A 25806-nucleotide genomic window follows, 5' to 3' on the forward strand; every position below is an offset into this window, starting at 1 on the left:
GGAACTGGTCAGGATCGGCTGTCGAACGGCTCCAATGCCACAACGCCTGTTGAAGCTGGCTGAGTCTCGATGGTAATCAGGATTTTAGATGAGCCTACTCCGGCGAGTGCAACACCTTGAGCTGACTCACAAAATACTGGTTTTTAGCCATTCCATGGGCTATGTTGAAACACCCGAAACAAAAAAGCATTGTCCAGCAAAGAGTTACATAAAATTAACTTTTTTAACTCCTGTGATCCACGAAGCTGTTCAATTGTTATTTTTGTGTTATTAAAGGCGCCTAAAATTTAGGTGTCTCAAGGATCGGAGAAAGCTGATGGGCAGCAGTTCATCGATGAGTGTGAAAGCGCTGGCATGGACTGTCCTCGCTATTCAGCTTTTTTTGATAGTCGTTATGGCGCTAGTCTGGTGGTTACTGGACAGTCGCTGGGCGGCTTACTCTGCCCTCGTTGGGGGTGGAGTTTACTGGGTGCCCCAACTCCTCTACAGCTGGATAGGTAGTTCGCGACAGGCGGATGAATTGAACGTTGGATTGGTGTTGTGGGACGTCTATTGTGGTGCCGGTGTCAAGCTGGTGGCCACCCTGGTGTTGTTCGGGGTGACCTTCAAATTTCTGGAGGTGCAGCATGCTCCCATGTTTGTCACTTACGGATTGGCCCTGTGCTCACAGTGGATCATTTCGTTAACACTCAACAACCGTTACTAGGAAAACTCATGGCTGCAACAGGAGAACTGCTAACGCCTCAGGGGTACATGCATCACCACCTCCTTCACTGGCAGGTCGGTGCTGAATCTGGCTTCTGGGTGGTTAATATCGACTCCATGATATTTTCTGTTGGTTTGGGGGTTTTTTTCCTCTGGCTGTTCCGCCGCGTTGCCGTCAAGGCAACCAGTGGTGTACCGGGCAAACTGCAGTGCTTTGTTGAGATGGTCGTCGGGTTTGTGGAAGAGACCGTAGCCGGGATCTTTCATGGCAAGAATAAGCTGATAGTTCCGCTGTCACTCACCGTGTTTGTCTGGATCTTCCTGATGAACATGATGGACTTGCTACCCATCGATTATTTACCTCGACTGGCTCAGTGGATTGCTGGGGATGATGCCCAAAAACTGCGAGTCGTTCCTTCCGCTGACGTTAATATCACCCTGTCTATGGCGCTCGGTGTCTTTTTCCTCATCCTGTTCTATAGCATCAAGATGAAGGGAGTGTCCGGTTTCCTCAAAGAACTGACATTCACGCCGTTCAACCACTGGGCATTTGTGCCGATTAACTTCCTGCTGGAATTTGTATCCCTGATTTCAAAACCAGTGTCATTAGGTTTGCGGTTGTACGGGAATATGTATGCCGGTGAGATGATCTTCATCCTCATCGCCGCCATGTTGCCGTGGTGGTCGCAGTGGGCGCTTAACGTCCCCTGGGCTATTTTCCACATCCTGATTGTGACGCTACAGGCGTACATTTTCATGGTTCTGACGATAGTTTATCTATCGATGGCCTGTGAAGAGCATTGATTATCAAGTTGATATTTAACGTTATTTTGTAAATATTTGGAGATATGTCCATGGAAATGTTGTTTATTGCTGCTGGTTTGATGATGGGTTTGGCTGCTATCGGTGCCGCTATTGGTATCGGTGTGTTGGGTGGTAAGTTCCTGGAAGGTGCTGCTCGTCAACCGGACCTGCTGCCCCTGCTGCGTACTCAATTCTTCATTGTCATGGGTCTGGTCGACGCTATTCCGATGATCGCCGTGGGTCTGGGTATGTATGTGATGTTCGTTGTAGCCGGTTAATCAGGCTCGAACACTCCCTTTTTCATTTGCTTAATTTTTAGAGGAGTTGTGTCGTGGATATCAATATGACCATCCTCGGCCAGACACTTGCCTTTATTCTCTTCGTCTGGTTCTGCATGAAGTACGTGTGGCCGCCATTGATGGCTGCCATCGAGAAACGTCAAAAAGAAATTGCTGACGGATTATCTTCTGCAGAGCGTGCGAAGAAAGATCTGGACTTGGCACAGAACAAAGCCATGGAACAGATCAAGGAAGCCAAGCAGCAGGCTGCAGAGATCATCGAGCAGGCCAACAAGCGCCGAGCTCAAATCATCGACGAGGCCAATCAGGATGCCATGGGTGAGCGTGAGAAGATTCTCAAGCAAGCTCAAGCCGAGATTGAAGCCGAGCGGAATCGCGCGAAGGAAGAACTCCGCAAGCACGTGGCCCTGTTGGCCGTTGCTGGTGCCGAGAAGATTCTGGAGCGTCAAATCGACAAGGCCGCCAACAGCGATCTGGTTGATAAATTGGTTGCGGAACTTTAAGGGGGCCAGGGGCTATGTCTGAAGTGATAACTGTCGCTCGCCCCTACGCCAAAGCTGCGTTCGATGTGGCTGTTGAGCACAAGGCGCTGGATAAGTGGCTCGAGATGCTGACGTTTGCTGCGGAAGTTGCACATAACGACACAGTACAGGGCTTGCTTCACGGCTCCTTGGGCACTGAAAAACTGGGTGATTTGTTCGTCCAGATTTGTGGTGACCAGCTGAATGAGCAGGGTCAGAACCTGATGAAGGTAATGGCTGAAAATGGACGCTTGAGTGTATTGCCTGCGGTATTGACAGAATTTGTCGCATTGAAGTCCGAGCTGGATAAACAGCTGGATGCTTCTGTGTGCTCTGCCAGCCCGCTGAGCGATGCGGATATCGCCAAGATTCAGGCTTCTCTCGAGAAGCGTTACGGGCGTACCGTAAAACTGAATTTCAGCATCGATCCATCCTTGATGGCCGGGCTGGTGATTAAGGCCGGTGATGAGATCATCGATGCCAGTATCCGTAATAAACTCAACCGCTTGGCGGAAGCGCTGCAATCTTGATTGGGGATTAGAGCATGCAACTGAATTCCACTGAAATTGCCGAGCTGATTAAAAAGCGTATCGAGCAATTTGAAGTCGTCACCGAAGCCCGTAACGAAGGTACGATCGTTTCGGTCAGCGACGGTATTGTCCGCATCCACGGCCTGGCCGATGTCATGCAGGGCGAAATGATCGAGCTGCCGGGTAACCTGTATGGTCTGGCGCTCAACCTGGAGCGTGATTCCGTCGGGGCCATCGTCATGGGGCCTTATGCCGATCTCGCCGAAGGGCAAAAAGTAACGGGTACTGGCCGTATTCTGGAAGTCCCGGTTGGTCGTGGTCTGCTAGGCCGCGTCGTCAACACCCTGGGCCAGCCGATTGACGGTAAGGGCCCGGTTGAAAATGATGGTTTCTCTGCCGTTGAAGTGATCGCGCCCGGGGTTATCGAGCGTAAATCTGTTTCGCAGCCGGTACAGACTGGTTACAAGGCAGTGGATGCGATGATTCCAATCGGCCGTGGCCAACGTGAGCTGATCATCGGTGACCGTCAGACCGGTAAGACCGCTCTGGCCATCGACGCGATCATCAACCAGAAAGATTCCGGCATCAAATGCGTGTATGTGGCGATTGGCCAAAAGGCCTCTACCATCGCCAACGTAGTTCGCAAGCTGGAAGAGCATGGCGCACTGCAAAACACCATTGTGGTCGTGGCATCAGCTTCCGAGTCAGCCTCCCTGCAATATTTGGCACCCTATTCCGGTTGCGCCATGGGCGAATACTTCCGGGATCGGGGCGAAGATGCACTGGTTATCTATGATGACCTGTCCAAGCATGCGGTCGCCTATCGTCAAATTTCTCTGCTGTTGCGTCGTCCGCCAGGACGTGAAGCCTATCCTGGCGACGTATTTTACCTGCACTCCCGTTTGCTGGAGCGCGCCTCTCGTGTCAACGAAGAGTATGTCGAAAAGTTCACCAAGGGCGCCGTCAAGGGTCAGACTGGTTCATTGACGGCTCTGCCGATCATCGAAACTCAGGCGGGTGACGTTTCTGCGTTTGTTCCGACCAACGTGATTTCTATCACCGACGGTCAGATCTTCCTGACCACTCAACTGTTCAACGCCGGTATTCGTCCTGCGGTTGATCCGGGTATTTCAGTATCCCGGGTGGGTGGCGCGGCACAGACCAAGATCATCAAGAAGCTCTCCGGTGGTATCCGTACCGCACTGGCGCAGTACCGTGAACTGGCGGCGTTTGCCCAGTTCTCTTCAGACCTGGATGACGCAACGCGTAAGCAGTTGAGCCATGGTCAGAAGGTGACTGAGCTGATGAAGCAGAAGCAGTACGCTCCGATGAGCGTTGCTGCCCAGGCTCTGGTGCTGTTTGCTGCTGAGCGCGGTTATCTCGACGACATCGAATTGAAGAAGATCGGTGATTTCGAAGCCGCTCTGCTCTCCTTTGCCGCGACTGAGCACGCCGATACGATGGCCGAAATCAATGCCAAGGCTGATTACAACGACGAGATCGTTGCCAAGCTGACGGCGCTGATTGACGGCTTCAAGGCGACTCAAGCCTGGTAACTTAAAGTGGCTGCGTAGGCAGCCACCTTGAATGGAGAGTCTAGAGATGGCCGGCGCTAAAGAGATACGTAACAAGATCGGCAGTGTGAAGAACACTCAGAAGATCACCAGCGCAATGCAGATGGTCGCCGCATCCAAGATGCGTCGCGCACAGGAAAGCATGGCGGCAAGCCGTCCCTATGCAGTGACTATGCGGAAGGTGATCGGTCATATCGCTCTGGGGAGCTTGGAATACAAGCATCCCTACCTCGAAGAACGCGAGGTCAAGCGAGTTGGCTACATCATCATATCGACCGATCGGGGCTTATGTGGCGGTTTGAACGTCAACTTGTTCAAGGCTGCTCTTGGTTCGATGAAGCAGTGGAAAGAGCAGGGCGTTGAAACCAGCCTGGCTCTGGTTGGTGCTAAGGCGTGCGGTTTCTTTGCCCGCTATGGCGGCAAGGTCCTCGCACAAGTTTCCGGCTTTGGTGACAACCCAACGGTCAATGATTTGATCGGCTCGGTGCGTGTCATGCTGCAGGCCTATGACAACGGAGAAATTGATCGTCTGTATCTGGTGAACAACAAGTTTGTGAACACCATGGTGCAACAACCGGCGGTCGATCAGCTGTTGCCATTGCCGAAGTCGGAAGATGCCAAGATGGCCAAGCGTCACTGGGATTATCTGTATGAGCCGGATCCGAAGTTTCTGATGGATCAACTGCTCAGTCGCTACATCGAGTCTCAGGTCTACCAGGGGGTCGTTGAGAACCTGGCCAGTGAGCAAGCCGCCCGTATGGTGGCAATGAAGGCTGCCACCGATAACGCGGATAATCTGATTACGGATCTGCAACTGGTATACAACAAGGCCCGTCAGGCCAGTATCACCCAGGAACTGACCGAAATCGTATCCGGCGCAGCGGCGGTATAGGGCTAAGGTATTCATAGGTTTAGAGGATTTGACATGAGTAACGGTATCATCGTTCAAGTCATCGGTGCTGTGGTGGACGTGCAGTTCCCACAAGACTCCGTACCTAAGGTGTACGATGCACTGAAGATTGTGAGCGAAGGCCAGACCCAGGGTCTGGTACTGGAAGTTCAGCAACAAACTGGCGGCGGCGTTGTCCGTTGTATCTCCATGGGTACCTCGGATGGCTTGCGTCGCGGTGCTGAAGTGGTTAACACCGGTGAAGCGATCAAGGTGCCGGTCGGTAAGGCGACTCTGGGACGGATCATGAACGTTCTGGGTGAACCTGTGGATGAGCAAGGCCCGATTGGTGAAGACGATAACTGGGTTATCCACCGTGAAGCGCCAAGCTATGAAGATCAATCCAATACCACGGAGCTGCTGGAAACTGGCATCAAGGTTATCGACCTGATCTGCCCGTTTGCCAAGGGCGGTAAAGTGGGCCTGTTCGGGGGTGCCGGCGTCGGCAAGACCGTGAACATGATGGAGCTGATCAACAACATCGCCAAGGCTCACTCCGGTCTGTCCGTGTTTGCCGGTGTTGGTGAACGTACCCGTGAGGGTAACGACTTCTACTATGAAATGAAGGAGTCCAACGTTCTCGACAAGGTAGCCATGGTGTATGGCCAGATGAACGAGCCGCCAGGAAACCGTCTGCGTGTGGCACTGACCGGTCTAACCATGGCCGAGAAGTTCCGTGACGAAGGTCGTGACGTACTGTTGTTCATCGACAACATCTACCGTTACACCTTGGCCGGTACCGAAGTATCCGCGCTGTTGGGTCGTATGCCGTCTGCAGTAGGTTATCAACCGACTCTGGCCGAAGAAATGGGCGTCTTGCAGGAGCGTATTACCTCCACCAAGAGCGGCTCCATCACCTCGGTACAAGCGGTCTACGTTCCTGCGGATGACTTGACTGACCCGAGCCCGGCGACCACCTTCGCCCACTTGGATGCAACCGTGGTTCTGTCCCGTCAGATCGCCGCCCTGGGTATCTACCCGGCCGTTGATCCGCTGGACTCTACCTCCCGTCAGCTGGATCCGCTGGTGGTAGGTCAGGAGCACTACGAAGTTGCCCGTGGCGTGCAGACTGTTCTGCAACGCTACAAGGAACTCAAGGACATCATCGCCATCCTCGGGATGGACGAATTGTCTGAGAACGACAAGCTGGTCGTGGCTCGTGCCCGTAAGATCGAACGCTTCCTGTCCCAGCCGTTCAGCGTGGCTGAAGTATTTACCGGTTCACCGGGCAAGTACGTGCCGCTGAAAGAAACCATTCGTGGTTTCAAGGGCATTCTGGATGGCGAGTTCGACGATCTGCCGGAACAGGCGTTCTACATGGTTGGCTCCATCGACGAAGTGGTCGAGAAAGCCAAGAAACTGTAATTCGGGGCAGGAGGATCTATGGCTGAGATTACCTTCCACCTGGACGTGGTCAGCGCCGAGGGGATGTTGTTCTCCGGTCGCGTGGAATCGGTTCAGGTTTCCGGTGCGGAAGGGGAACTGGGCATCCGCCATGGTCACTCGCCGCTCCTGACGTCCATCAAGCCTGGCTTGGTGCGTCTGGTGAAATTGCACGGTGTCGAAGAGGTGATGTATATCTCGGGTGGCATGATGGAAGTGCAACCGGAAGCAGTGACAGTTCTGGCGGATACCGCCATCCGCGCTGCGGATATCGATGAAGCCAAGGCTCAGGAAGCCAAACGGGCTGCCGAAGAGAAACTCAACGGCAAGTCTGGCGATGTGGACTACGCGGAGGCCATTGCAGAATTGGCCAAGGCGATGGCCCAATTGCGCGTGGTGGAACTCACCCGCAAAAACTATCGCTAAGCTCTGCGCACACAAAAAGCGGCCTCCGGGCCGCTTTTTTTATCTCTTATTAACGAAAAAAACCTAGAATAGGCGCCATTCTTTGTCGTTCCCATGCTGTGTGAAAGGATTGTTATGTCTCTGCATGTTGTCATTCTCGCCGCGGGTAAAGGTACTCGCATGCGCTCCTCCCTGCCCAAGGTTCTGCATCCGGTTGCCGGACGCCCCATGGTTAGCCATGTGATCGATACAGCCCACCAGCTCGGCGCCGAGGCTGTGCATCTGGTGTATGGCCATGGCGGTGAACTGTTGCAGAAACGGCTGGATGATGCCTCGGTGCAGTGGGTGTTGCAGGCCGAGCAGTTGGGCACCGGCCACGCTGTGGCGCAAGCTACCCCGGCGATCCCGGATGAGGCTCGTGTGCTGGTGCTGTATGGCGATACCCCGCTTATTACCGCCGAAACCCTCCAGCAATTGCTGACGGTGCAACCGGCGGGCGGCATCGGTCTGCTGACCGTCACCCTGGCTAATCCGACCGGCTATGGTCGCATAGTGCGCGAAAATGGCGCCGTGGTCGGCATCGTCGAACAGAAGGACGCCAATGCCGAGCAGTTGGCCATTACCGAGGTGAATACCGGTGTGCTGGTGGCTCCGGCCGCCAAGCTCAAACAATGGCTGGCCGGATTGACCTGCCAGAACGCCCAGGGCGAATACTATCTGACCGATGTGATCGGCGCAGCCCACCGGGATGGCGCGGCCATTGCCACGGCACAACCGGCGGAAGCGGCCGAGACCGAAGGCGCCAACAATCGCCTGCAACTGGCGGCTCTGGAGCGTTTTTATCAGCGTCGGGCGGCTAATCGCCTGATGCTCGAGGGCGTGACCCTGCTGGATCCGGATCGCTTCGATCTGCGCGGCTCGCTAGTCTGTGGCGAGGATGTGATCCTGGATACCAATGTCATCATCGAGGGCACTGTGGAGCTTGGTCATCGGGTTCGCATCGGCACCGGCTGTGTGCTCAAGGATTGCGTGATTGCCGATGACAGCATCATCAGCCCCTATACGGTGATCGAGTCTTCCAAATTAGCCCGTGCCACTACGGTCGGCCCCTTCGCCCGGCTGCGTCCCGGCTCGGTGCTGGGGGAGGAGGCTCATGTCGGCAACTTCGTCGAAATCAAGAATGCCTCCCTCGGATTCGGATCCAAGGCTGGTCATCTGAGCTATCTGGGTGACAGCGAAATCGGGGCTGATGTGAATATCGGTGCTGGTACCATCACCTGCAACTACGATGGCGCCAACAAGCACAAGACCATCATCGAGGATCATGTCTTCGTCGGCTCCGACACCCAGCTGGTGGCCCCTGTGATTGTGCGCAAGGGTGCAACGATCGGTGCCGGTACCACGGTCACCCGCGAAGTGGGCGAGAACGAACTCGTCATCACCCGGGTGCCGCAACGACATATTGCCAATTGGCAGCGGCCGGTGAAGATCAAGAAATAAGCGTCTCTGCTGCAATACAAAAACGGCACCCTCGGGTGCCGTTTTGTTTGGTGGTGGCATCCCTGCCGCCAACGGTCTGCTTTTCGTCCAGACTCCATCCCTCTTCATTCCCAACAGTTACTGGGACAGAGCCATTTGTTTATGGTTGCGCTGGTGCATTATTGCTCCGAGTCGGCTGTGGCGCGGCGGCCGAGTTGATACCAGTCCACCTTGCGGGTCACGACCATCACCAGCGCCAGCACCACGAATAGCAATCCGCTACCCAGTAGCAGGGCGATATCTTCGGCCTGCATCAGGCCATACAGGACGGCGTAGAGCAGGGCCAGCAGGCTGGCGAAACCGACACCGCGCTTCAGGCCGCCGAGCAGGTGGCTGGCGTAGAAGGCCAGCAGGCCGACACAGGCGGTGCTGGCCGCCAGATAGGCCAGGCTGAAGCCGATCTGTTCGGAGAGAGCCAGCAGCACCAGGTAGAAGATCACCTGAGCCATGCTGACCAGCGCGTACTGGATCGGGTGCAGGCGCAGTTGCTTGAGCAACTCGAACAGGAAGAAGCTGAGGAAGGTCAAGCCGATGAACAGTTCGGCATACTTGATGGCGCGTTCGTTTTGCTGGTAGTGGTCCACCGGCTCGATCAGGCTGACGGTGAAGGCTGGCACGCCGTTGATCCCCTCGTCCAGGCCATCATTGAAGCGCTCCTGCATGTTGTTGGCAAACCAACTACTCTCCCACTGTGCCTTGAAGCCCTGATCGTTGATGGTGTGTTGACGGGGCAGGAACTGGCCGATAAAGCTGGGGTGCGGCCAGTTGCTGCTTAGGCTCAGGGTGCTGCTGGCGCCCACCGGTACCACATCGAAGTGATCCGTGCCCTGCAGCGCCAGTTCAAAATTGAAGGCGATGGGCTGGTTGGTACCCAGGCTCTCGAGCGGCAACGGCGCATGCATCCCCTGGGTGGCCCCGTCAAAGCGGGCCCCAGGTTCGAAGGCTATGTTCTGCTGGCCCCAGTGCAGTGCCGGAACCTGCAGGATGCCGCGGGCGTCGTTGATGGCCACCGCCAGATAGGGCTGCTCGAGCTGGATATTTCCCTTGTTGAGTGTCTCCAGCCCGTTGAGGACAAAACGTCCCTGCAGGGCAAGCTGGGCATGAAACAGCTGGCTCTGATAGATGCCGAGCTTGCGGGGCTCGACCTGCAGCTTGCCGTCGATCGCCAGGGTTTCGGGTAACAACAGCAGCTGATGACGGGTTTTGTACTCCTTGTAGATCTTCTCTTCGGCCACATACTCGCGGCTGGTCTCGATATAGGGAATGACCAGCACCGGGCCGGTCAGGCGTTGCGGGCCGCTGCTGCTGGTGGTGATCTGGGCAATGGCCTCGGCGCGATAGGCCTGACGTTCGTGATTCAACGACAAGACCGAGTGCAGGGGCAACTGCAACAGCAAGAACAGGCCGAGCAAGATGGTGAGCTTATGGCTGATGAGTGACTTGAACATGGTGATCCCTCCTGGATGATTGACCAGGAGAGTCTGAGCCCCCTGTGTGGGGGCTTGATGAGGTTGTGTGAAGTCTGGGTGAAGTGGTGAAATTATTTACGGCGTGTGAGCGTGAGCTACTTTGCCGCTGTAGCATAATTAGGCGCGGGTATTTAGCGGCCCAGTGGCAACCTTAGCTCGGCGCAGGCACCGCTCTGGCCATCGTTGCGATTGTGCAGCGCTATGCTGCCCTGATGCCGCTCGACCACCTCGCGCACAAAGCTCAGGCCCAGGCCGGTACTCTTGCCGCGGTGCGGGCGGGGCAGGGAGTAGAAGCGCTCGAACAGCCGCTCCTGGGCATAGTCGGGAATGCCCGGCCCCTGATCCACAATACTCAGTTGGTAGTCACCGCTGGTCAGAATAGTGCCCTGCAGCTCGATCTGACCCCCAGCCGGGGAGAAGTCGATGGCATTATCCAGCAGGTTGGCGATAGCCTGACCCAGCAGCAGGGCATCGGCGGGAAGCTTGGCCGTCTGGAGGTTCGAGTGCAGCTGGATCTGTCGCCGCTCGGCATGGGGTTGCAACAGGGCAATTTGCTGGCCGATCAGCAAATCCAGCTCTACGGGCTGCTTCTCCAGCTGGGGTCTGGATTCCAGACTGGCTAGCTCCAGCATCTTGTCGATCAGCCGTTGCATGCGTTCGGCCTGCTCGCGGATGGAGAGCAGGAAGCGTTGGGCGACCGGCTCGGGTGGTGACTCCTGCAACAGTTCGGCGGCGCCGCGTAACGCCGACAACGGGCTCTTCAGCTCATGGGTCAGACTGTGCACATACTGCTCGACATAGGCCTTGCCTTCGAGTTTGCGGCGCATCGACTCCAGCGCCTGGCCGAGTCGGGTCAACTCCGGACTGTTCAGCCGGGGCAGGGCGACTGGCTCGCCGCGACTGACGGCGGCGGCGTAATTCTCCAGCCGTCGCAGTGAGCGATTCAGCCACCACACCATGCCGCCACCGGCCAGCAGGGCTATGCCCAGCAACAGGAAGGCGGCCAGCTGGATCTTGTTCTCGCTGCGGGCAATCACAGGATCCATGGTGCGATTGGGTTTGCCGACGGTCAGCACGCCGCGGATCCGGCCGTTATCCAGCAAGGGCGCGGCGACGTACATCACAGAGCTGTCAGGGTCGCCGGGAATGTCGCGACTGCTGCGGGCGCCATAGCGCCCCTGCAGGGTGAGATAGACATCGTTCCAGCGCGAGTAATCGGCACCCAGATCCCGGCCGCTGGAGTCAAACACCACCTTGCCGTGCAAGTCGGTGACATAGAGCCGGTATTCCACCCTGTCCTTGCGGATGCCGTCGATGCGCGCGCCTATGGGTTGCTGATTGAGGGTGGCCACCGCACGCCCCAGGGCGCTACGGGCCAGCGTCTCGGCGGTAAGAGGTTGCTCCGCCAGATCAGCGGTGGTGAGTTGCGCCAGCAGTTGTGCCGTGTCGATCAGGGTACCTTCGGTGGCGCGTCGCACCCCGGGTTTAACCTCCTGCAAAAAGATATTCAGCACAAACCAGGCAGCCACCGCCACCAGCACGAAGAATCCCAGCAGCAGACGCAAACTCAGGCGCATCCTGAACTCCCTTTGGCGGTAAGGCGCAGCATCAGCCCGGCTCGCTCAGGCTGTAACCGAGGCCGCGATGGGTGAGGATCGGGTTGGCGTCGGCGTCGATGTCGCGCAATTTGGCGCGCAGGGTCTTGATATGGGTATCGACGGTGCGCTCCAGACTCTCTTCGCCAGGGGCCCAGACCAGATCCAGCAGCTGGCCGCGGGAATAGACCCGCCCCGGATGCTGGATCAGGGTCTTGAGCAGCAGGTATTCGTAGCGCGTCAGGGTCAGTGGCTGGCCTTGATACTGGATACGGGCGCGCGCCTCATCCAGTTGCAGGCCGCGCGGTTTTTCTGCCGGCGCCGGGGTGGCTGGCCGAACGCGGCGCAAGATGGTGCGTACCCGGGCGCAGACCTCGCGGGGGGAGAATGGCTTGGCGACGTAATCATCGGCCCCCATCTCCAGCCCCAGCAGGCGATCGATCTCTTCACTGTGGGCGGTCAGGAATAGCAGCGGCAGATCCCGCTCGGCCCGAATGCGCCGACAGAGCTCGAAGCCGCCGATATCCGGCAGGCCGACATCCAGGATCAGAAACGCCGGTTGCTCGGACTCTAAGGCTGCCAGCACCGGCAATCCCAAATCAAACCAGCGCACGGTAAAGCCTTCCGTCTCCAGGCTGTAGATCAGGGTATCGGCGATGCTGGCTTCATCTTCCACCAGCCAAATCAAGGGGTTATTCATGGTTTGTCGCAACCTCGGCATGCATGGTTACCACGGTAGCATAGGACTCCTTGCGGGCCACAGCTCTCATTTCAACCCCAGCCGTTTGGCCAACTTGTGCAAGTTGCTGGGATCCAGCTCCAGGCGGCGAGCCACCTCGGCCCAGTTGTGCTCGCAAAGATCCAGGCTGTGGCGGATCAGCTGGCGCTGATAACTCTCCACCGCCAATTTGAGCGGTTGCAGCGATACCGGGTCGCCGCCGGGTGAGGCGGGCGGCGCACTGCTGCCCTGCACCGGCAGGGCGATATCCAGATCCAGGTGGGCTGGCTCCAGCGTCACCATATCGCTGCGCCGTGCTCCGTGACTGACTGCCCGCAACGCGGCACGGCTGATGACATGCTCCAATTCGCGGATATTGCCGGGCCAGCGGTAGCTGCACAGCGCCTGTTCGGTGAGGGCGGAGAGGCGCAGGCTGCGAAAACCGAGCCGGGTGCGATTCAGCTCGAGGAAGTAGCCGGCCAGCAGCAGAATATCATCGCCCCGCTCCCGCAATGGCGGGATCGGCACCGGATAAACCGAGAGGCGGTGGTACAGATCGGCGCGGAACTGACCATTGCGCACCTGGGCCGCCAGATCCCGGTTGGTGGCGGCAATGATGCGCACATCGACCTGGCGTGGCGTATCCGATCCCAGGCGCTGGATCTCGCCATTTTGCAGGGCGCGCAGCAGTTTGGCCTGCACGACCAGGGGCAGTTCGCCCACCTCATCGAGGAACAGAATACCGCCGTGGGCGGCTTCGAAACGCCCGGCTCGATCGCGGACCGCGCCGGAGAAGGCCCCTTTGACATGGCCAAACAGTTCGCTCTCGGCCAGGGACTCCGGCAAGGCGGCGCAGTTGACATGGATCATCGGCGCCTGGGCGCGCGCCGAGTGACGCTGGATGCGACGGGCCAGCAGCTCCTTGCCGACCCCGGTTTCCCCCAGCAGCAGCACCGGCAGATCGGAATCGGCGACAATATCCAGCTCATGAAGTAACTTCAGCAGCACAGGGCTGCGGCCGATCAGCTCCCGCTCCTCGTGACCCTCCACCGGGGCGAGCGGCACATCGGGCGAGCGATGGCCCAGACGCAACGCCAGAACCTCCTCCTCCAGTCGTCCCATGCGGATCACTGCCTCGCAGGCTCGGGCCAGATCGCTGAGCTGGCTATCGAGCCCAGGAGCCAGGGGGCCGCCCGCCAGCGAGTCGAGGGTTAGCACGCCCCAGCATTGCCCATCCAGATAGAGGCTGATCCCCATGCAGTCGTGGACCGGCAAGGGCTCCCCCTGTCGCGACTCCAGCAGACCATCGTAGGGATCCGCCAGTGGGCTGTCGGGGGCAAAGTGCACTGCATCGCGTTGAGCGAGGATGGCGGCCAGGCGCGGGTGCTGACTGATGCTGAAGCGGCGGCCCAGGGTTTCATGGGCCAGTCCGGCCACCGCCACCGGGCACAGATAATCGCCCTGCAGTTTCAACAGGCCGACCGCATCGCAGGCAAAGAACTGGCAGATGGCGGTCACCAGACGCTCTTCACGCACCCCGCGCGGATAGTCGGTGCCCAGATCCTGGATCACGAGTGGCTCAATCATGGTTGAAATTACCCTAAATGGTTTTATTTACCCTATCACTGAAGGGTGAAATTCACCATGTTGAATAATAATTCGTTTATTATCATGTGGTTGTGATGTGGCATGCTCCGTGCAATTCCAGAGACAAGATCCCTGATTGCGATTATGGAGTAGAGCGATGAATTATCTGGAACACACACTGGCCGAACTGGCTTGCGATATCCCGGGTGCCACCCGGGTTTTCCACCATTACAAACTCGACTTCTGCTGCGGTGGCAAGGTGAAGCTGGGCGAGGCCATAGTCGGCCGCGCGTTCAGTGGTGAGCAGATCTGTGCCGATCTGGCTGCGGTGGCACAACAACCGGCCGACGAACGGGACTGGCGCGAGAGCGGCATCGGCGAGCTGATCGAGCATATTCTCACGCGTTACCATGCCATCCACCGCATCCAGTTGCCGGAACTGATCCGGCTGGCCAAGCGGGTCGAGCATGTCCATGGTGAGCGTCAGGACTGCCCCAAGGGGTTATCCAGCCACTTGGCCCTGATGCTGGACGAGCTGGAGCAGCATATGCAAAAAGAGGAGCAGATCCTGTTCCCGCTGCTGCAGGCAGGGCAGTATGCCGTCGCTGCAGGCCCGATCCAGGTCATGCAACTCGAACACGAGGAACACGGTGACAACCTGCAAACCATGGAGCGACTCACCGATAACATCACGCCGCCGCCCTTTGCCTGCGTCACCTGGCGCGCCCTCTATACCGGTCTGAACCAGCTGCGGGAAGATCTGATGGCCCATATCCATCTGGAAAATAACGTGCTGTTTCCGGCCGTTGCCATGGCTCAGGAGGTGAAGGGATGACTCCACAACAAAAAGCTCTGGTGCAGGGCACCATACCCCTGTTGCGGAGCAGCGGCGTGGCGTTGACCAGCCACTTTTACCAGCGCATGTTTCAGCATAATCCGGAGTTGAAACATCTCTTCAATCAGGGGCAGCAGGGGTCCGGGCGTCAGCAACAGGCGCTGGCGGCGGCCGTGCTGGCCTATGCCGAGAATCTGGATGACCCGAGCGTGTTGCTGCCGGTGGTCGAGCGCATTGCCCACAAACATGTGAGTCTGGGCATTCGGGCGGAACACTACGGTATCGTTGGCAAACACCTGCTGGCCTCTATTCAGGAGGTGCTGGGGGATGCGGCGACCCCTGAGCTGATCGACGCCTGGGCCGCTGCTTATGGTGCCCTGGCCGAGCTATTTATCGGTGTAGAAAGCTCGCTCTATCACCAAGCCACGGCAACATCCGGGGGCTGGAGTGGCTGGCGACCCTTTCGCATCAGCAAGCGGGTTGCCGAGAGCGAGGTGATCACCTCTTTCTACTTTGAGCCGCTGGATGGCGGGCCTCTGCCCTCGTTCAAGCCCGGACAATATGTCTCTCTTCGCCTCTATGTGGCGGAGTTGGATCTGTTCCAGCCGCGTCAGTACAGTCTGTCCGATGCACCGGGTCAGCCCTATCTGCGCATCTCGGTCAAGCGAGAGGCGGCGAGCGAGCAGCAACCGGCGGGGCGTGTCTCCAACCTGTTGCATGACCAGTATGAGGAGGGGCAGATCGTCGAGTTATCGGCTCCCTTGGGTGATTTCTATCTGCAGGAGCCTGGTACTTCGCCGGTCGTGTTGCTGAGCGGTGGTGTGGGAATTACGCCCATGGTGTCGATCCTCAACCATCTGGTGCGCAGTGGCAGTCCACGTGCCATCCACTTTATTCACTCGGCACGAGATGGGGCCTCCCACGCGTTCAACGCCCATCTGCAGGCGATGGCCGCCAAGCCCGGAGTGACGGTGCGCTGTTTTTACGATCGACTCTTGCCTCAGGATGCGGGCATCCAGCAGGCGCCATTTGTTCTGCCGCACCATCTGCCCGAGCAGCCCCTGGACGCCGAGTATTACCTCTGTGGCCCCGCGCCCTTCATGCGCCATTATCTGGCTGAGCTGCGCCAGCTGGGCGTACCGGCGGCCAATATCCATGCCGAAGCCTTTGGCTCGGGTGGTGTCTAACCGCTTCTGATGCCATCACTTTATCCTTCCTTGTTCTCTCCCCCGGAGCGCCGCTCCGGGGGAGTCATACTCTATGCGTTTCCTATCCCCCTTGTGCCCATCACCAGAATGCGGCGCGATCTGGACACTTTTTTATACCGATCACCGCAACTTGCTTGATCTTTCGATTCGAAAGATTAAAATCCAAAAACTTTCTTCTTGATTTCAGTTTGAAGCTTTATGCAGAAGCGCAATACCCAACAACGGCGACGGGCCATCGTCACGCAACTGGCGGAACGGGGTGAGCTGAGTGTGGATTGGCTGGCCCGGGAGTTTGATACCTCGGAAGTCACCATCCGCAAGGATCTCGCCGAGCTGGAGCGCAATGGGCTGCTGCTGCGTCGCTATGGCGGCGCCATTCCTGTGCCCCAGGAGTTGGTGGCGGATGTGCCGGAAGCGGAACAAGTTTCGAAACGAAAGTTAGCCATCGCCAAAGCCGCTGCCGAGCTGATCCGCGACCACAATCGGTTGATTATCGACTCCGGCAGCACCACGGCGGCGCTGATCCCCGAGCTGGGGAGTCGGCGCGGGCTGGTGGTGATGACCAACTCCCTGACTGTGGCCGCGGCGCTGCGCGAACTGGAGAACGAACCCACCCTGCTGATGACCGGTGGCACCTGGGATCCGCACTCCGAAGCGTTTCAGGGGCAGGTCGCCGAGCAGGTGCTGCGCTCCTACGATTTCGACCAGCTGTTTATCGGTGCCGCCGGGATCGATCCGCTGCGCGGCACCACCACCTTCAATGAGCTGATTGGCTTGTCGCGGGTGATGGCCGAAGTGGCGCGGGAGGTGATAGTGCTGGCGGAGTCCCACAAGGTGGGCCGCAAGATCCCGAATCTGGAACTGCCGTGGAGCCGTATCGATACCCTGATCACCGATACCGGCCTGGCGGCTGAACTCAAGCAACAAATCGAACAACAGGGCGTGCAGGTGATCTGCGTGCCGGAACTCGTGTAAACAAATAACAAGGAATCTGAGCATGTGTGGAATTGTCGGGGCGGTTGCCCAACGTGATGTGGTGGATATTCTGGTCGAAGGGCTACGCCGTCTGGAGTATCGCGGCTATGACTCGGCCGGTGTGGCGGTGATCGAGGGTCATAACCTGCAACGGGTGCGCCGTCTGGGCAAGGTCCAGGAGCTGGCCCGCGCGCTGGACGAACAACCCCTGCATGGTGGCACCGGCATCGCCCATACCCGCTGGGCCACCCACGGCGAACCGTCCGAAACCAATGCCCACCCCCATGTCTCCGGCTCCCTGACCGTGGTGCACAACGGCATCATCGAGAACCATGAAGAGCTGCGCCACAAGCTCAAGGGCCTGGGCTATGAATTTGTCTCCCAGACCGACACCGAGGTGATCGTCCATCTGGTGCACCACTATCGCAAGACGGCACCAACCCTGCTGGCGGCCCTGCAACAGGCGGTCAAGGAGCTGCGGGGCGCCTACGGTACCGTGCTGGTGGATGCCGAAGATCCGGAACGTCTGGTGGTCGCCCGCTCCGGCTCGCCGCTGGTCATCGGCCGTGGCATCGGCGAGAACTTTATCGCCTCCGACCAACTGGCGCTGCTGCCGGTCACCCGTCGCTTCCAGTTCCTGGAAGAGGGCGATGTGGCGGAAGTCACCCGCCGCTCGGTCACCATCTTTGATGTCAACGGCAATCCGGTGGAGCGTGCCGAGCAGGAGTCCGAACTCTCCCACGACGCCGGCGACAAGGGCGAGTATCGCCACTACATGCTCAAAGAGATCTACGAGCAGCCCGCCGCGCTGCTGAACACCCTGGAAGGACGCCTGAGCGGCGACCATCTGGTGCCGGAAGCCTTCGGCAACGGCGCCCGCGACATCTTCGGTAAGGTCGAGCATGTGCAGATCGTCGCCTGCGGTACCTCCTACCACTCCGGCATGGTGGCCCGTTACTGGTTTGAAGAGCTGGCCGGTGTCACCTGCAACGTCGAGATCGCCTCCGAATTCCGCTATCGCAAGTCGGTGACCCGTCCCGGCAGCCTGCTGATCACCCTCTCCCAGTCCGGCGAGACCGCCGACACCCTGGCCGCCCTGCGTCTGGCCAAGGAGTCTGGCTATATGTCCAGTCTGGCCATCTGCAACGTGCCGGGCTCATCCCTGGTGCGGGAATCGGATCTGGCCTTTATGACCCGGGCCGGTGCCGAGATCGGCGTCGCCTCCACCAAGGCGTTCACCACCCAACTGGCGGGCTTGCTGATGCTGGTGGGTAGCATCGGCCGTTGCCGTGGCACTCTGGATGGGGCTGCCGAGGCCGCGCTGGTCAACTCGCTGCGCAATCTGCCGGGCAAGGTGAAGAGCGCCCTGGCGCTGGATACCAAGATCCAGCGTCTGGCCGAAGAGTTTGCCAACAAGCACAACAGCCTGTTCCTGGGCCGTGGCAGCCAGTACCCCATCGCCATGGAAGGAGCGCTCAAGCTCAAGGAGATCAGCTACATCCACGCCGAAGCCTATGCCGCCGGCGAGTTGAAGCATGGTCCGCTGGCGCTGATCGATGCCGATATGCCGATCATCGTCGTGGCCCCCAACAACGAGCTGCTGGAAAAGCTCAAGTCCAACGTCGAAGAGGTGCGCGCGCGCGGCGGTATCCTGTATGTGTTTGCGGATGAGGAAGCCGGTTTTGTCTCCGACGCCACCATGCGGGTGATGCCGATGCCACGGGTCGATGAAGTGATCGCCCCCATCGTCTACACCCTGCCGATGCAGCTGCTCTCCTACCACGTCGCCATTATCAAGGGCACCGACGTCGACCAGCCCCGCAACCTGGCCAAGTCGGTTACGGTGGAGTGATCTAACATATTGATTTTGCTATTTTTTGTGTTGATGCTTTGGTTTTTTTGATAGATGATGTCTACTTGGTAACAAGTAGGCATTTTTTTATTTTCGGCCATTTTTTGTAGAAAAAGTCACCGCTTTTCTACAAAAATGCGAAAGTGGCGTGGAATAGTGGCCGTGCCGCCACAGAAAACCAGTCGTATCCGCCGAGGCGAGTCAGGCGAACGCAATCGGGATTCTCGTCGTTTACGGCGAGGAAGACGATCAATCCTCGCCTACACTGCAGTAAAAGCTTAATGAAAGGATTGCCCCAATAATGACTAGAATCAGGAGCGCAACGTGAATCAGACTTGGCCCTATCTCGGTGCGCGTTGGTGGAAATTCGACTTTCATACTCACACCCCAGCCTCCAGAGACACTCTCGCCTGGCAAGATGCCATCGGTACGCCTGAAGAGGTGACACCACAGAAATGGCTACTTAAGTACATGGCTGCCGGAATCGACTGTGTTGCTGTTACTGACCACAACAGCGGTGAGTGGATCGACAAGCTCAAGGCGGCCTACGCGCAGATGAAACACGAGGCTGATACTGGCAATACGCCCGAAGGGTTCCGCGAGCTGTACTTGTTTCCCGGCGTGGAGATTTCCGTGCAGGGCGGTTTCCATCTGCTGGCTATTTTTGGCCCTGAAACATCTAGCCAGACTATTAGCAATCTGCTGGCCAAGGTGGATTATTCCGGTACGCGCGGTGACAGTGATGGTGTTACCCGTGAAGGTGCCGCCAAGGTGGTAGATCGAATTCTGGCTGAAGGCGGTATCGCCATTCCGGCTCATGCGAGCGACAACAAAGGGTTGTTGCAGGTTGCAGCCAATACCCGCGGATGTCTGCTGGATGCCCACACCGTCAAGCTGGTGTTGCAAATGCCTGGTATCTTAGCGCTGGAGTGGTCAGCATCCGGTTGTCCGGTGCCTACGGTAATGGACGACCTCAAGCTGCGAGTTGCCAGTGTGCTGGGCAGCGATTGCCACAGTTTTCAGGGCGAGGCCGTTCCTGGTTCGCGCTACACCTGGATCAAGATGGCAACGCCCAGCCTGGAAGGTTTGCGTCTTGCCCTGCTGGATGGGCAGGAGGTCTCTGTACGGCGTAGCGATGAGAGTGTAGGCTTTGATCCGTTCAAAACGCCCGAGCGTTTCATCGAGTCGATTGAAATCCGCGACGCGCGCTATATGGGGCGTGGCAGGCAACCTGCACGCTTGCCGCTCAATCCCTACTTCAATGCCCTGATCGGTGGGCGCGGCACCGGCAAATCGACCATAGTGCATGCCCTACGCCTCGCCTATCGGCGGGAAAAGGAGCTGTCGCTCACCTCGGAAGCCGGGCAGACCTTCAACCGTTTCAACAAGGTCGCCAAGACCCGCAATGACGAAGGCGGGCTGCGGGCGGAAACGGCTATCCACGTGCAAGTGCAGCGCGATGGCACGTCCTATCGCCTGATCTGGCAGTCGGATGGACAGGGCCACGTGGTGGAGGAATGGGACGCCGCTACGAGCAGCTTTAATCCCTCGGCCAGCCAGGCCGTCACTGAACAACGCTTTCCAGTGCGCCTGTTCAGCCAAGGGCAGATAGCGGCCTTGGCCGGTGACAGCCAGCAGGCACTGCTGAGGGTGATCGACGATGCGGCCTGTACGCAATCGCAGCAGGCAGCCTTCGAAGAGACCAAGCGTGCTTTCCTGGCCGCTCGGGCGCAGATGCGCGAGCTGGAAGGCAAGCTGCAAGGCCGCGAATCGTTGACGCTTTCACTGCAAGACATTCAGCGCAAGCTCGCCCGCTTCGAGGGCGCCGACCATGCGGCGGTGCTGAAGAACTACCAGCGCACCAGCCGGCAAAGTCGCGAGCTGGAACGTCAGTTTGAAACCTCTGCCGAACTGGCTAACCGCTTGAAGGACATTGCTGGGGACTTGTTGGCAGAAGACTTGCCGGAAGGACTGTTCGATGCCGACGAAGATGCTCCAGCATTGAATCTCGTACAAGCGTTGCATGCGGTCATCGGCAAAGCGAGGCAGGAGGTCGAGAGCGCGGCTGGCGCGCTGCAGGCGCGCGGGCAAGTCCTGAAGGGAGAGCTGGATGCATCGCAATGGTTCGCGCGGATCGGCGCAGCCAAGGCGGCTTACGATCACCTCAAGACTGATTTGCAGCAGCAAGGGGTCAGCGACCCCAGTGAATATGGCAGACTGGTGCAGGAAAAGCAGCGGCTGGAAACCGAGCTGAAGCGACTGGAGACCTTGCAGAAGCAGCACGCGGACCTGCGCGAAAAAGCCAAGGCGTTGCTGGAGCAGGTGCAGTCCGCGCGCCGTGCCATCAGCGCGCAGCGCAGCGCGTTCCTACAGACAACGCTGCAAGGCAATCCCTTTGTGCAGATTGAGCTGATCCCGTACAGCCGGGATGCGCAGGGCATTGAGCGCTCGTTGCGGGAAGTGCTCGGTGCTGCTGACGGCAAGTATGTGGACGACCTGTATCAAGAGCAAGATGGCGAGTCCCCCAAGGGACTGGTTGCAGACCTGCTGGGTATGGTTGCTCTTTTTGATCAGACCGGAGCATGGGACACAGCGACCTTTGAGCAGGGGTTACGGGCGCAAAAAGAGCGCCTGTCGCAGGCATGTAGTGGTAGTGCGGAGTTTGGAGGCTGGTTTAATAAGTTCTTGAAAGCTGAAGCCGACAAGCGCTTAGAGTTCATCGATCATATCCTCTGTTGGTTCCCCGAAGACGGTTTGCAAGTGGAGTACAGCCGCAAAGGCGATGGTCGGGACTTTCAATCCATCGGCCAGGCCTCTGCCGGTCAGCGCGCAGCCGCCATGCTGGCCTTCCTGTTGGCGCATGGTGATGAGCCGCTGGTCCTCGATCAACCCGAAGACGATCTGGACAACCACCTGATCTACGGACTGGTGGTCCAGCAGATTCGCCGCAACAAACTGCGCCGCCAACTTATCATCGTGACCCATAACCCCAATATCGTGGTCAATGGCGACGCGGAGCTGATCCACGTGCTGGATTTCAACCACCAGTGCCGCGTGAAACAGACCGGCTCTTTGCAGGATCAGGCTATGCGCAGCGAAGTATGCCAAGTGATGGAAGGCGGCGAAGAAGCGTTTGAACGGCGTTACCAGCGCTTGGGAAGAGAGGTTTGATATGTTCGACAACATTGCCGACTTGATCGACAAGATCCGCCTGGGGGAGGACTCCTATCTGGAGTTGAAGGAGGTCCGCTTCGCCGGCCAAAAGGTATCGGCGCCCCATAGAGATTCTCTAGCCGATGAGCTGGCGGCCTTTGCCAATAGCCGTGGTGGTGTATGCGTGCTTGGCGTGGATGACGCTCGTGAGGTACTTGGCATTCCCCTTGCGCGTTTGGATCTGGTGGAGGATTTTGTCCGACATATTTGCATGGACAACATCATCCCGCCACTAACGCCAATCATAGAGCGATTGACCTTGCCAAGTACAACCGGTGAGCAACTGCCGGTGTTGAAGCTAGATGTAGCTAGCAGTCTGTTTGTGCATAAAAGCCCCGGTGGCTATTTGCACCGGGTGGGCAGCGCCAAGCGCGAGATGGCACCGGATTATCTGGCGCGGCTGTTCCAACAACGCAGCCAGGCACGCATCATCCGCTTTGATGAACAGCCGGTACCCGGCGCATTACTGGACGACCTTGCCGATGAGTTGTGGCAACGCTTTGCCAGCCCGCGCATACAAGACGCGCGCGAGGTACTGCTAGATAAACTCGCCATGGCTCGCCCGGATGTCGATGGAACTATTCGCCCAACGATTGCCGGCGTATTGATGGCCAGCTCTGATCCTAGACAATGGCTGCCTAATGCCTTTATTCAAGCTGTAGCGTACCGTGGGACTGGAGTGCTGCCGCAGCGTGATGCAGCCTATCAGCTCGATGCTCAAGACATCACCGGGCCCCTCGATGCTCAGGTGCTGGCGGCCTGCCACTTCGTCCGCAAAAACATGCAGGTATACGCCTCGAAGGATGAGGGGCGACACGATCTGCCGCAATATGACATGACAGCAGTCTTCGAAGCGTTGGTGAATGCCGTTGCCCACCGGGATTACTCCATCCACGGGGCAAAAATCCGACTACGGTTGTTTGCGGACAGGCTCGAGCTGTATTCGCCCGGCGCCATTCCCAACACTATGACAGTGGACAGCCTTCCCTACCGTCAGGCCGCACGCAACGAAGCCATCACTAGCCTGCTAGCCAAATGTCAGGTACCTGATACTGACAAAGCCATCACGGGTCGCAGTGCAATGATGGATAAACGTGGTGAGGGTGTTCAAATTATTCTGGAGCAGAGCGAAAAATTGTCGGGCAAGCGGCCAGTGTATCGTCTGGTTGATGATTCAGAGCTTTTGCTAATCATCCCTGCATTCATTCCCCCTAGGGTAGATGAGTAAAAGCACAGAGGAAAGAGGCGCTAGGCTTTAAGGCGATCGGAATTGACGCATGAATAATAACGAGGTAGCCACACTAAAAGCTGAAAATGCTCGTCTGATTGCCCTGTTAGAGCAGCACGGTATCGAGTGGCGGCAACAGGATCCTGCCGCTACTGCTCCCCGAAGGCTTAAATCATCACGGCTTTCCACCTCTGCAAAAGTAGCACTGTTTCGCCGCTTGTTTCGTGGACGTACCGATGTTTACCCCATCCGTTGGGAAAGCAAAACCACCGGCAAATCAGGCTACACACCGGCATGTGCCAATGAGTGGCGTGCCGGGATCTGTGAAAAACCGCGCATTAAATGTTCCGACTGCTGCAACCGCCAGCTGAGCCCCCTGTCTGATAATGTGATTTACGATCATCTTGCTGGTCGCCACACTGTGGGTGTTTATCCGCTCTTGGCGGATGGTTCCTGCCATTTTCTGGCCATCGATTTTGATGAGGCCGATTGGCGCGAGGATGCCTGCGCGATAATTCGCTCCTGTGAGGAGCTGGGTGTCCCTGCTGCACTGGAAATTTCCCGCTCTGGCCAAGGCGCCCACGTCTGGGTGTTTTTCGCTAGTCGGGTGTTGGCACGGGATGCTAGGCGTCTAGGTTCGGCCATCATCAGTCATACCTGCTCTCGTAGCAGGCAACTGAAGTTGGAGTCCTACGACCGACTGTTTCCCAATCAGGACACCATGCCTAAAGGCGGCTTCGGTAATCTGATCGCCTTGCCGCTACAGAAGGGGCCAAGAGAACGAGATTGCAGCGTGTTTGTCGACACAGAGCTGCGTCCCTACCCCGACCAGTGGGCATTACTGGTGAGTATCCAGCTTATGGCTGCACAGGACATTGAGCCAACGATCCTGCGAGCGACAGGGAGCGCTCATCCTCTGGATGTCACCTTTATCGACGATGAGGATCTGGTCACACCTTGGAAGCGAGATAGATCGCTTACGAAGAAGTTGGTGGGACAGATGCCGACATCACTTAACGTGACACTGTCCAATCTGATCTATTTCGAGAAAGAGAGGTTACCCCTGGCGTTGGCCAATCGATTGATCCGGCTGGCTGCGTTCCAGAACCCCGAGTTCTACAAGGCCCAGGCTATGCGAATGTCGGTTTGGGACAAGCCTCGGGTGATTGGTTGCGCTGAAAATTACCCTCAGCACATAGCTCTGCCGCGCGGCTGTATTGATGCGGTACTCGAACTACTGCGGGACAATGGTATCACTTGTAATTTGATTGAAGAGCGTTTCGGTGGTGAGGCTATCAATGTGGCTTTCGCAGGAACGCTGCGTCTCGATCAAGAGGTCGCTGTGTCGGCCATGTTGCACCATGACACCGGCGTACTGTGTGCCCCAACTGCCTTTGGCAAGACCGTCACTGCCGCCGCTATGATTGCGCGTCGGGGAGTGAGCACTCTGGTGCTGGTGCATAGAGCCGAGCTGCTCAAACAGTGGCATCAGCGGCTGCAGACTTTTCTCGGTGTCGGCAAGGGTTTGATTGGTAGCATTGGCGGCGGCAAGTCCAACCTCACTGGCAAGATCGATATTGCCGTGATGCAGTCACTCTCCCGGCAGGGGGAAGTCAACACCATAGTCGAAAACTACGGGCAGGTGATAGTGGATGAGTGTCACCATATCGGGGCCGTCTCCTTCGATGCCATTCTGAAAAGAACAAAGGCAAAGTTCGTACTGGGCCTGACCGCTACTCCTATCCGTCGTGATGGTTTGCAGCCGATCATCTTTATGCAGTGTGGGCCGATTCGACACACCGCGGCTAAACCGGCAACTGCTCCACATGATTTGGAGGTGGTGCCTCGTACGTTGTTTTCTCGGATCGAACTACCCACAGAAGCAGGCATACAGGACATTTTTCGGCAGCTAGCTAATGATCGGGAGAGAACGGAAGCCATTGCTGCCGAGGTACGTAACGCAATCGGATTGGGACGAAAGGTGCTGGTGCTGACCGAGCGCACCGATCACCTTGATGCAATAAGGATTGCCCTTGACGATCTGACTCCGCGACCGTTTGTGCTGCACGGTCGCATGTCAAAACGCCAGCGCTCGGCGTTGGTAGCCGAGCTGGATGCGTTGCCGCCGGATGCGCCACGGAGCTTATTGGCGACAGGCAAACTGGTTGGCGAAGGTTTCGACCATCCGCCACTGGATACCTTGATCCTTGCGATGCCAGTCTCCTGGCGGGGGACGCTGCAACAGTATGCTGGGCGTCTACATCGGGAGCATGTGGGGAAAACCAATGTGCGAATCATAGACGTCGTTGATTCTGGTCACCCGGCCTTGCTGCGCATGTGGGAGAAGCGCCAGCGGGGATACCGAGCCATGGGGTATCGGATGATGCCCTAATCCCGGCAGAAACTTGTTTTAACGG

21 protein-coding genes are annotated in these 25806 nt (G+C 57.8%); 17 read left to right on the forward strand and 4 right to left on the reverse strand.

Going from position 1 to position 25806, the window contains the following annotated elements; genetic code table 11:
- Positions 1 to 334 precede the first annotated feature (334 nt).
- The 10 genes from ACYVG7_RS17885 to glmU all read left to right on the forward strand — a co-directional run bounded on the left by ACYVG7_RS17885 (position 335) and on the right by glmU (position 8670).
- Complete coding sequence (locus ACYVG7_RS17885) at positions 335 to 706, forward strand: ATP synthase subunit I (RefSeq protein WP_460884449.1); 372 nt, start codon at positions 335 to 337, stop codon at positions 704 to 706.
- Positions 707 to 714: 8 nt separating this feature from the next.
- Positions 715 to 1509: a F0F1 ATP synthase subunit A gene (gene atpB, locus ACYVG7_RS17890; protein WP_460884489.1), complete on the forward strand. Its 795-nt coding sequence runs from the start codon at positions 715 to 717 to the stop codon at positions 1507 to 1509.
- 44 nt (positions 1510 to 1553) lie between these two features.
- The gene (gene atpE / locus ACYVG7_RS17895) at positions 1554 to 1787 is read left to right on the forward strand and encodes a F0F1 ATP synthase subunit C (RefSeq protein WP_460884450.1); all 234 of its coding nucleotides are present in this window, start codon (positions 1554 to 1556) and stop codon (positions 1785 to 1787) included.
- 53 nt (positions 1788 to 1840) lie between these two features.
- Positions 1841 to 2311, forward strand: coding sequence for a F0F1 ATP synthase subunit B (atpF, locus tag ACYVG7_RS17900; protein ID WP_460884451.1), 471 nt, complete (start codon positions 1841 to 1843; stop codon positions 2309 to 2311).
- Positions 2312 to 2325: 14 nt separating this feature from the next.
- Entirely contained in the window at positions 2326 to 2859 is a 534-nt protein-coding gene (gene atpH / locus ACYVG7_RS17905; RefSeq protein ID WP_460884452.1) for a F0F1 ATP synthase subunit delta, read from the forward strand.
- A gap of 14 nt (positions 2860 to 2873) precedes the next feature.
- Complete coding sequence (gene atpA, locus ACYVG7_RS17910) at positions 2874 to 4415, forward strand: F0F1 ATP synthase subunit alpha (RefSeq protein WP_460884453.1); 1542 nt, start codon at positions 2874 to 2876, stop codon at positions 4413 to 4415.
- Between the two features lie 46 nt (positions 4416 to 4461).
- A complete protein-coding gene (gene atpG / locus ACYVG7_RS17915; protein WP_460884454.1) occupies positions 4462 to 5325 on the forward strand; it encodes a F0F1 ATP synthase subunit gamma in 864 nt (287 codons plus the stop codon).
- A gap of 33 nt (positions 5326 to 5358) precedes the next feature.
- On the forward strand, positions 5359 to 6747 hold the full coding sequence (atpD, locus tag ACYVG7_RS17920; RefSeq protein WP_460884455.1) for a F0F1 ATP synthase subunit beta: 1389 nt from the start codon (positions 5359 to 5361) through the stop codon (positions 6745 to 6747).
- An 18-nt stretch (positions 6748 to 6765) separates the two neighbouring features.
- Positions 6766 to 7191, forward strand: a complete 426-nt coding sequence (locus tag ACYVG7_RS17925; RefSeq protein WP_460884456.1) for a F0F1 ATP synthase subunit epsilon — start codon at positions 6766 to 6768, stop codon at positions 7189 to 7191.
- 114 nt (positions 7192 to 7305) lie between these two features.
- A complete protein-coding gene (gene glmU / locus ACYVG7_RS17930; RefSeq protein WP_460884457.1) occupies positions 7306 to 8670 on the forward strand; it encodes a bifunctional UDP-N-acetylglucosamine diphosphorylase/glucosamine-1-phosphate N-acetyltransferase GlmU in 1365 nt (454 codons plus the stop codon).
- Between the two features lie 158 nt (positions 8671 to 8828).
- Here the strand turns inward: glmU and creD are convergent, their stop codons facing one another.
- The 4 genes from creD to norR form a co-directional block, all read right to left on the reverse strand.
- Positions 8829 to 10157, reverse strand: a complete 1329-nt coding sequence (creD, locus tag ACYVG7_RS17935) for a cell envelope integrity protein CreD (protein WP_460884458.1) — start codon at positions 10155 to 10157, stop codon at positions 8829 to 8831.
- 152 nt (positions 10158 to 10309) lie between these two features.
- Positions 10310 to 11755 carry a two-component system sensor histidine kinase CreC gene (gene creC, locus ACYVG7_RS17940; RefSeq protein ID WP_460884459.1) on the reverse strand — a complete coding sequence of 482 codons (1446 nt, stop codon included), beginning with the start codon at positions 11753 to 11755 and terminating at the stop codon, positions 10310 to 10312.
- A gap of 31 nt (positions 11756 to 11786) precedes the next feature.
- Entirely contained in the window at positions 11787 to 12473 is a 687-nt protein-coding gene (gene creB / locus ACYVG7_RS17945) for a two-component system response regulator CreB (RefSeq protein ID WP_460884460.1), read from the reverse strand.
- Between the two features lie 66 nt (positions 12474 to 12539).
- On the reverse strand, positions 12540 to 14078 hold the full coding sequence (gene norR / locus ACYVG7_RS17950) for a nitric oxide reductase transcriptional regulator NorR (protein WP_460884461.1): 1539 nt from the start codon (positions 14076 to 14078) through the stop codon (positions 12540 to 12542).
- Positions 14079 to 14235: 157 nt separating this feature from the next.
- On the opposite strand from norR, the gene ytfE reads away from it, so the two are divergent.
- The 7 genes from ytfE to ACYVG7_RS17985 all read left to right on the forward strand — a co-directional run bounded on the left by ytfE (position 14236) and on the right by ACYVG7_RS17985 (position 25781).
- Positions 14236 to 14913, forward strand: a complete 678-nt coding sequence (gene ytfE / locus ACYVG7_RS17955) for an iron-sulfur cluster repair protein YtfE (RefSeq protein WP_460884462.1) — start codon at positions 14236 to 14238, stop codon at positions 14911 to 14913.
- A complete protein-coding gene (gene hmpA, locus ACYVG7_RS17960; protein ID WP_460884463.1) occupies positions 14910 to 16100 on the forward strand; it encodes an NO-inducible flavohemoprotein in 1191 nt (396 codons plus the stop codon). Before ytfE ends, hmpA begins: the two co-directional genes overlap by 4 nt.
- Before the next feature lie 219 nt (positions 16101 to 16319).
- Entirely contained in the window at positions 16320 to 17096 is a 777-nt protein-coding gene (locus tag ACYVG7_RS17965; RefSeq protein ID WP_460884464.1) for a DeoR/GlpR family DNA-binding transcription regulator, read from the forward strand.
- A gap of 22 nt (positions 17097 to 17118) precedes the next feature.
- Positions 17119 to 18948: a glutamine--fructose-6-phosphate transaminase (isomerizing) gene (gene glmS, locus ACYVG7_RS17970; protein WP_460884465.1), complete on the forward strand. Its 1830-nt coding sequence runs from the start codon at positions 17119 to 17121 to the stop codon at positions 18946 to 18948.
- 324 nt (positions 18949 to 19272) lie between these two features.
- Complete coding sequence (locus tag ACYVG7_RS17975; protein ID WP_460884466.1) at positions 19273 to 22119, forward strand: TrlF family AAA-like ATPase; 2847 nt, start codon at positions 19273 to 19275, stop codon at positions 22117 to 22119.
- 1 nt (position 22120) lies between these two features.
- On the forward strand, positions 22121 to 23389 hold the full coding sequence (locus ACYVG7_RS17980; protein ID WP_460884467.1) for an ATP-binding protein: 1269 nt from the start codon (positions 22121 to 22123) through the stop codon (positions 23387 to 23389).
- Positions 23390 to 23438: 49 nt separating this feature from the next.
- On the forward strand, positions 23439 to 25781 hold the full coding sequence (locus ACYVG7_RS17985) for a TOTE conflict system archaeo-eukaryotic primase domain-containing protein (RefSeq protein WP_460884468.1): 2343 nt from the start codon (positions 23439 to 23441) through the stop codon (positions 25779 to 25781).
- Positions 25782 to 25806: the final 25 nt, after the last annotated feature.

The sequence above is a fragment of the Pseudaeromonas pectinilytica genome (assembly GCF_054780855.1).

What these genes read in the sequence shown, in the direction of transcription:
- creD (WP_460884458.1), bottom strand. Translation starts at nt 10,157, where the DNA reads ATGTTCAAGTCACTCATCAGCCATAAGCTCACCATCTTGCTCGGCCTG.
- hmpA (WP_460884463.1), top strand. Translation starts at nt 14,910, where the DNA reads ATGACTCCACAACAAAAAGCTCTGGTGCAGGGCACCATACCCCTGTTG.
- atpE (WP_460884450.1), top strand. Translation starts at nt 1,554, where the DNA reads ATGTCCATGGAAATGTTGTTTATTGCTGCTGGTTTGATGATGGGTTTG.
- glmS (WP_460884465.1), top strand. Translation starts at nt 17,119, where the DNA reads ATGTGTGGAATTGTCGGGGCGGTTGCCCAACGTGATGTGGTGGATATT.
- creB (WP_460884460.1), bottom strand. Translation starts at nt 12,473, where the DNA reads ATGAATAACCCCTTGATTTGGCTGGTGGAAGATGAAGCCAGCATCGCC.
- atpB (WP_460884489.1), top strand. Translation starts at nt 715, where the DNA reads ATGGCTGCAACAGGAGAACTGCTAACGCCTCAGGGGTACATGCATCAC.
- ACYVG7_RS17980 (WP_460884467.1), top strand. Translation starts at nt 22,121, where the DNA reads ATGTTCGACAACATTGCCGACTTGATCGACAAGATCCGCCTGGGGGAG.
- atpG (WP_460884454.1), top strand. Translation starts at nt 4,462, where the DNA reads ATGGCCGGCGCTAAAGAGATACGTAACAAGATCGGCAGTGTGAAGAAC.
- ACYVG7_RS17885 (WP_460884449.1), top strand. Translation starts at nt 335, where the DNA reads ATGAGTGTGAAAGCGCTGGCATGGACTGTCCTCGCTATTCAGCTTTTT.
- creC (WP_460884459.1), bottom strand. Translation starts at nt 11,755, where the DNA reads ATGCGCCTGAGTTTGCGTCTGCTGCTGGGATTCTTCGTGCTGGTGGCG.
- atpA (WP_460884453.1), top strand. Translation starts at nt 2,874, where the DNA reads ATGCAACTGAATTCCACTGAAATTGCCGAGCTGATTAAAAAGCGTATC.
- ACYVG7_RS17925 (WP_460884456.1), top strand. Translation starts at nt 6,766, where the DNA reads ATGGCTGAGATTACCTTCCACCTGGACGTGGTCAGCGCCGAGGGGATG.
- glmU (WP_460884457.1), top strand. Translation starts at nt 7,306, where the DNA reads ATGTCTCTGCATGTTGTCATTCTCGCCGCGGGTAAAGGTACTCGCATG.
- norR (WP_460884461.1), bottom strand. Translation starts at nt 14,078, where the DNA reads ATGATTGAGCCACTCGTGATCCAGGATCTGGGCACCGACTATCCGCGC.
- ACYVG7_RS17985 (WP_460884468.1), top strand. Translation starts at nt 23,439, where the DNA reads ATGAATAATAACGAGGTAGCCACACTAAAAGCTGAAAATGCTCGTCTG.
- atpH (WP_460884452.1), top strand. Translation starts at nt 2,326, where the DNA reads ATGTCTGAAGTGATAACTGTCGCTCGCCCCTACGCCAAAGCTGCGTTC.
- ACYVG7_RS17965 (WP_460884464.1), top strand. Translation starts at nt 16,320, where the DNA reads ATGCAGAAGCGCAATACCCAACAACGGCGACGGGCCATCGTCACGCAA.
- atpD (WP_460884455.1), top strand. Translation starts at nt 5,359, where the DNA reads ATGAGTAACGGTATCATCGTTCAAGTCATCGGTGCTGTGGTGGACGTG.
- ytfE (WP_460884462.1), top strand. Translation starts at nt 14,236, where the DNA reads ATGAATTATCTGGAACACACACTGGCCGAACTGGCTTGCGATATCCCG.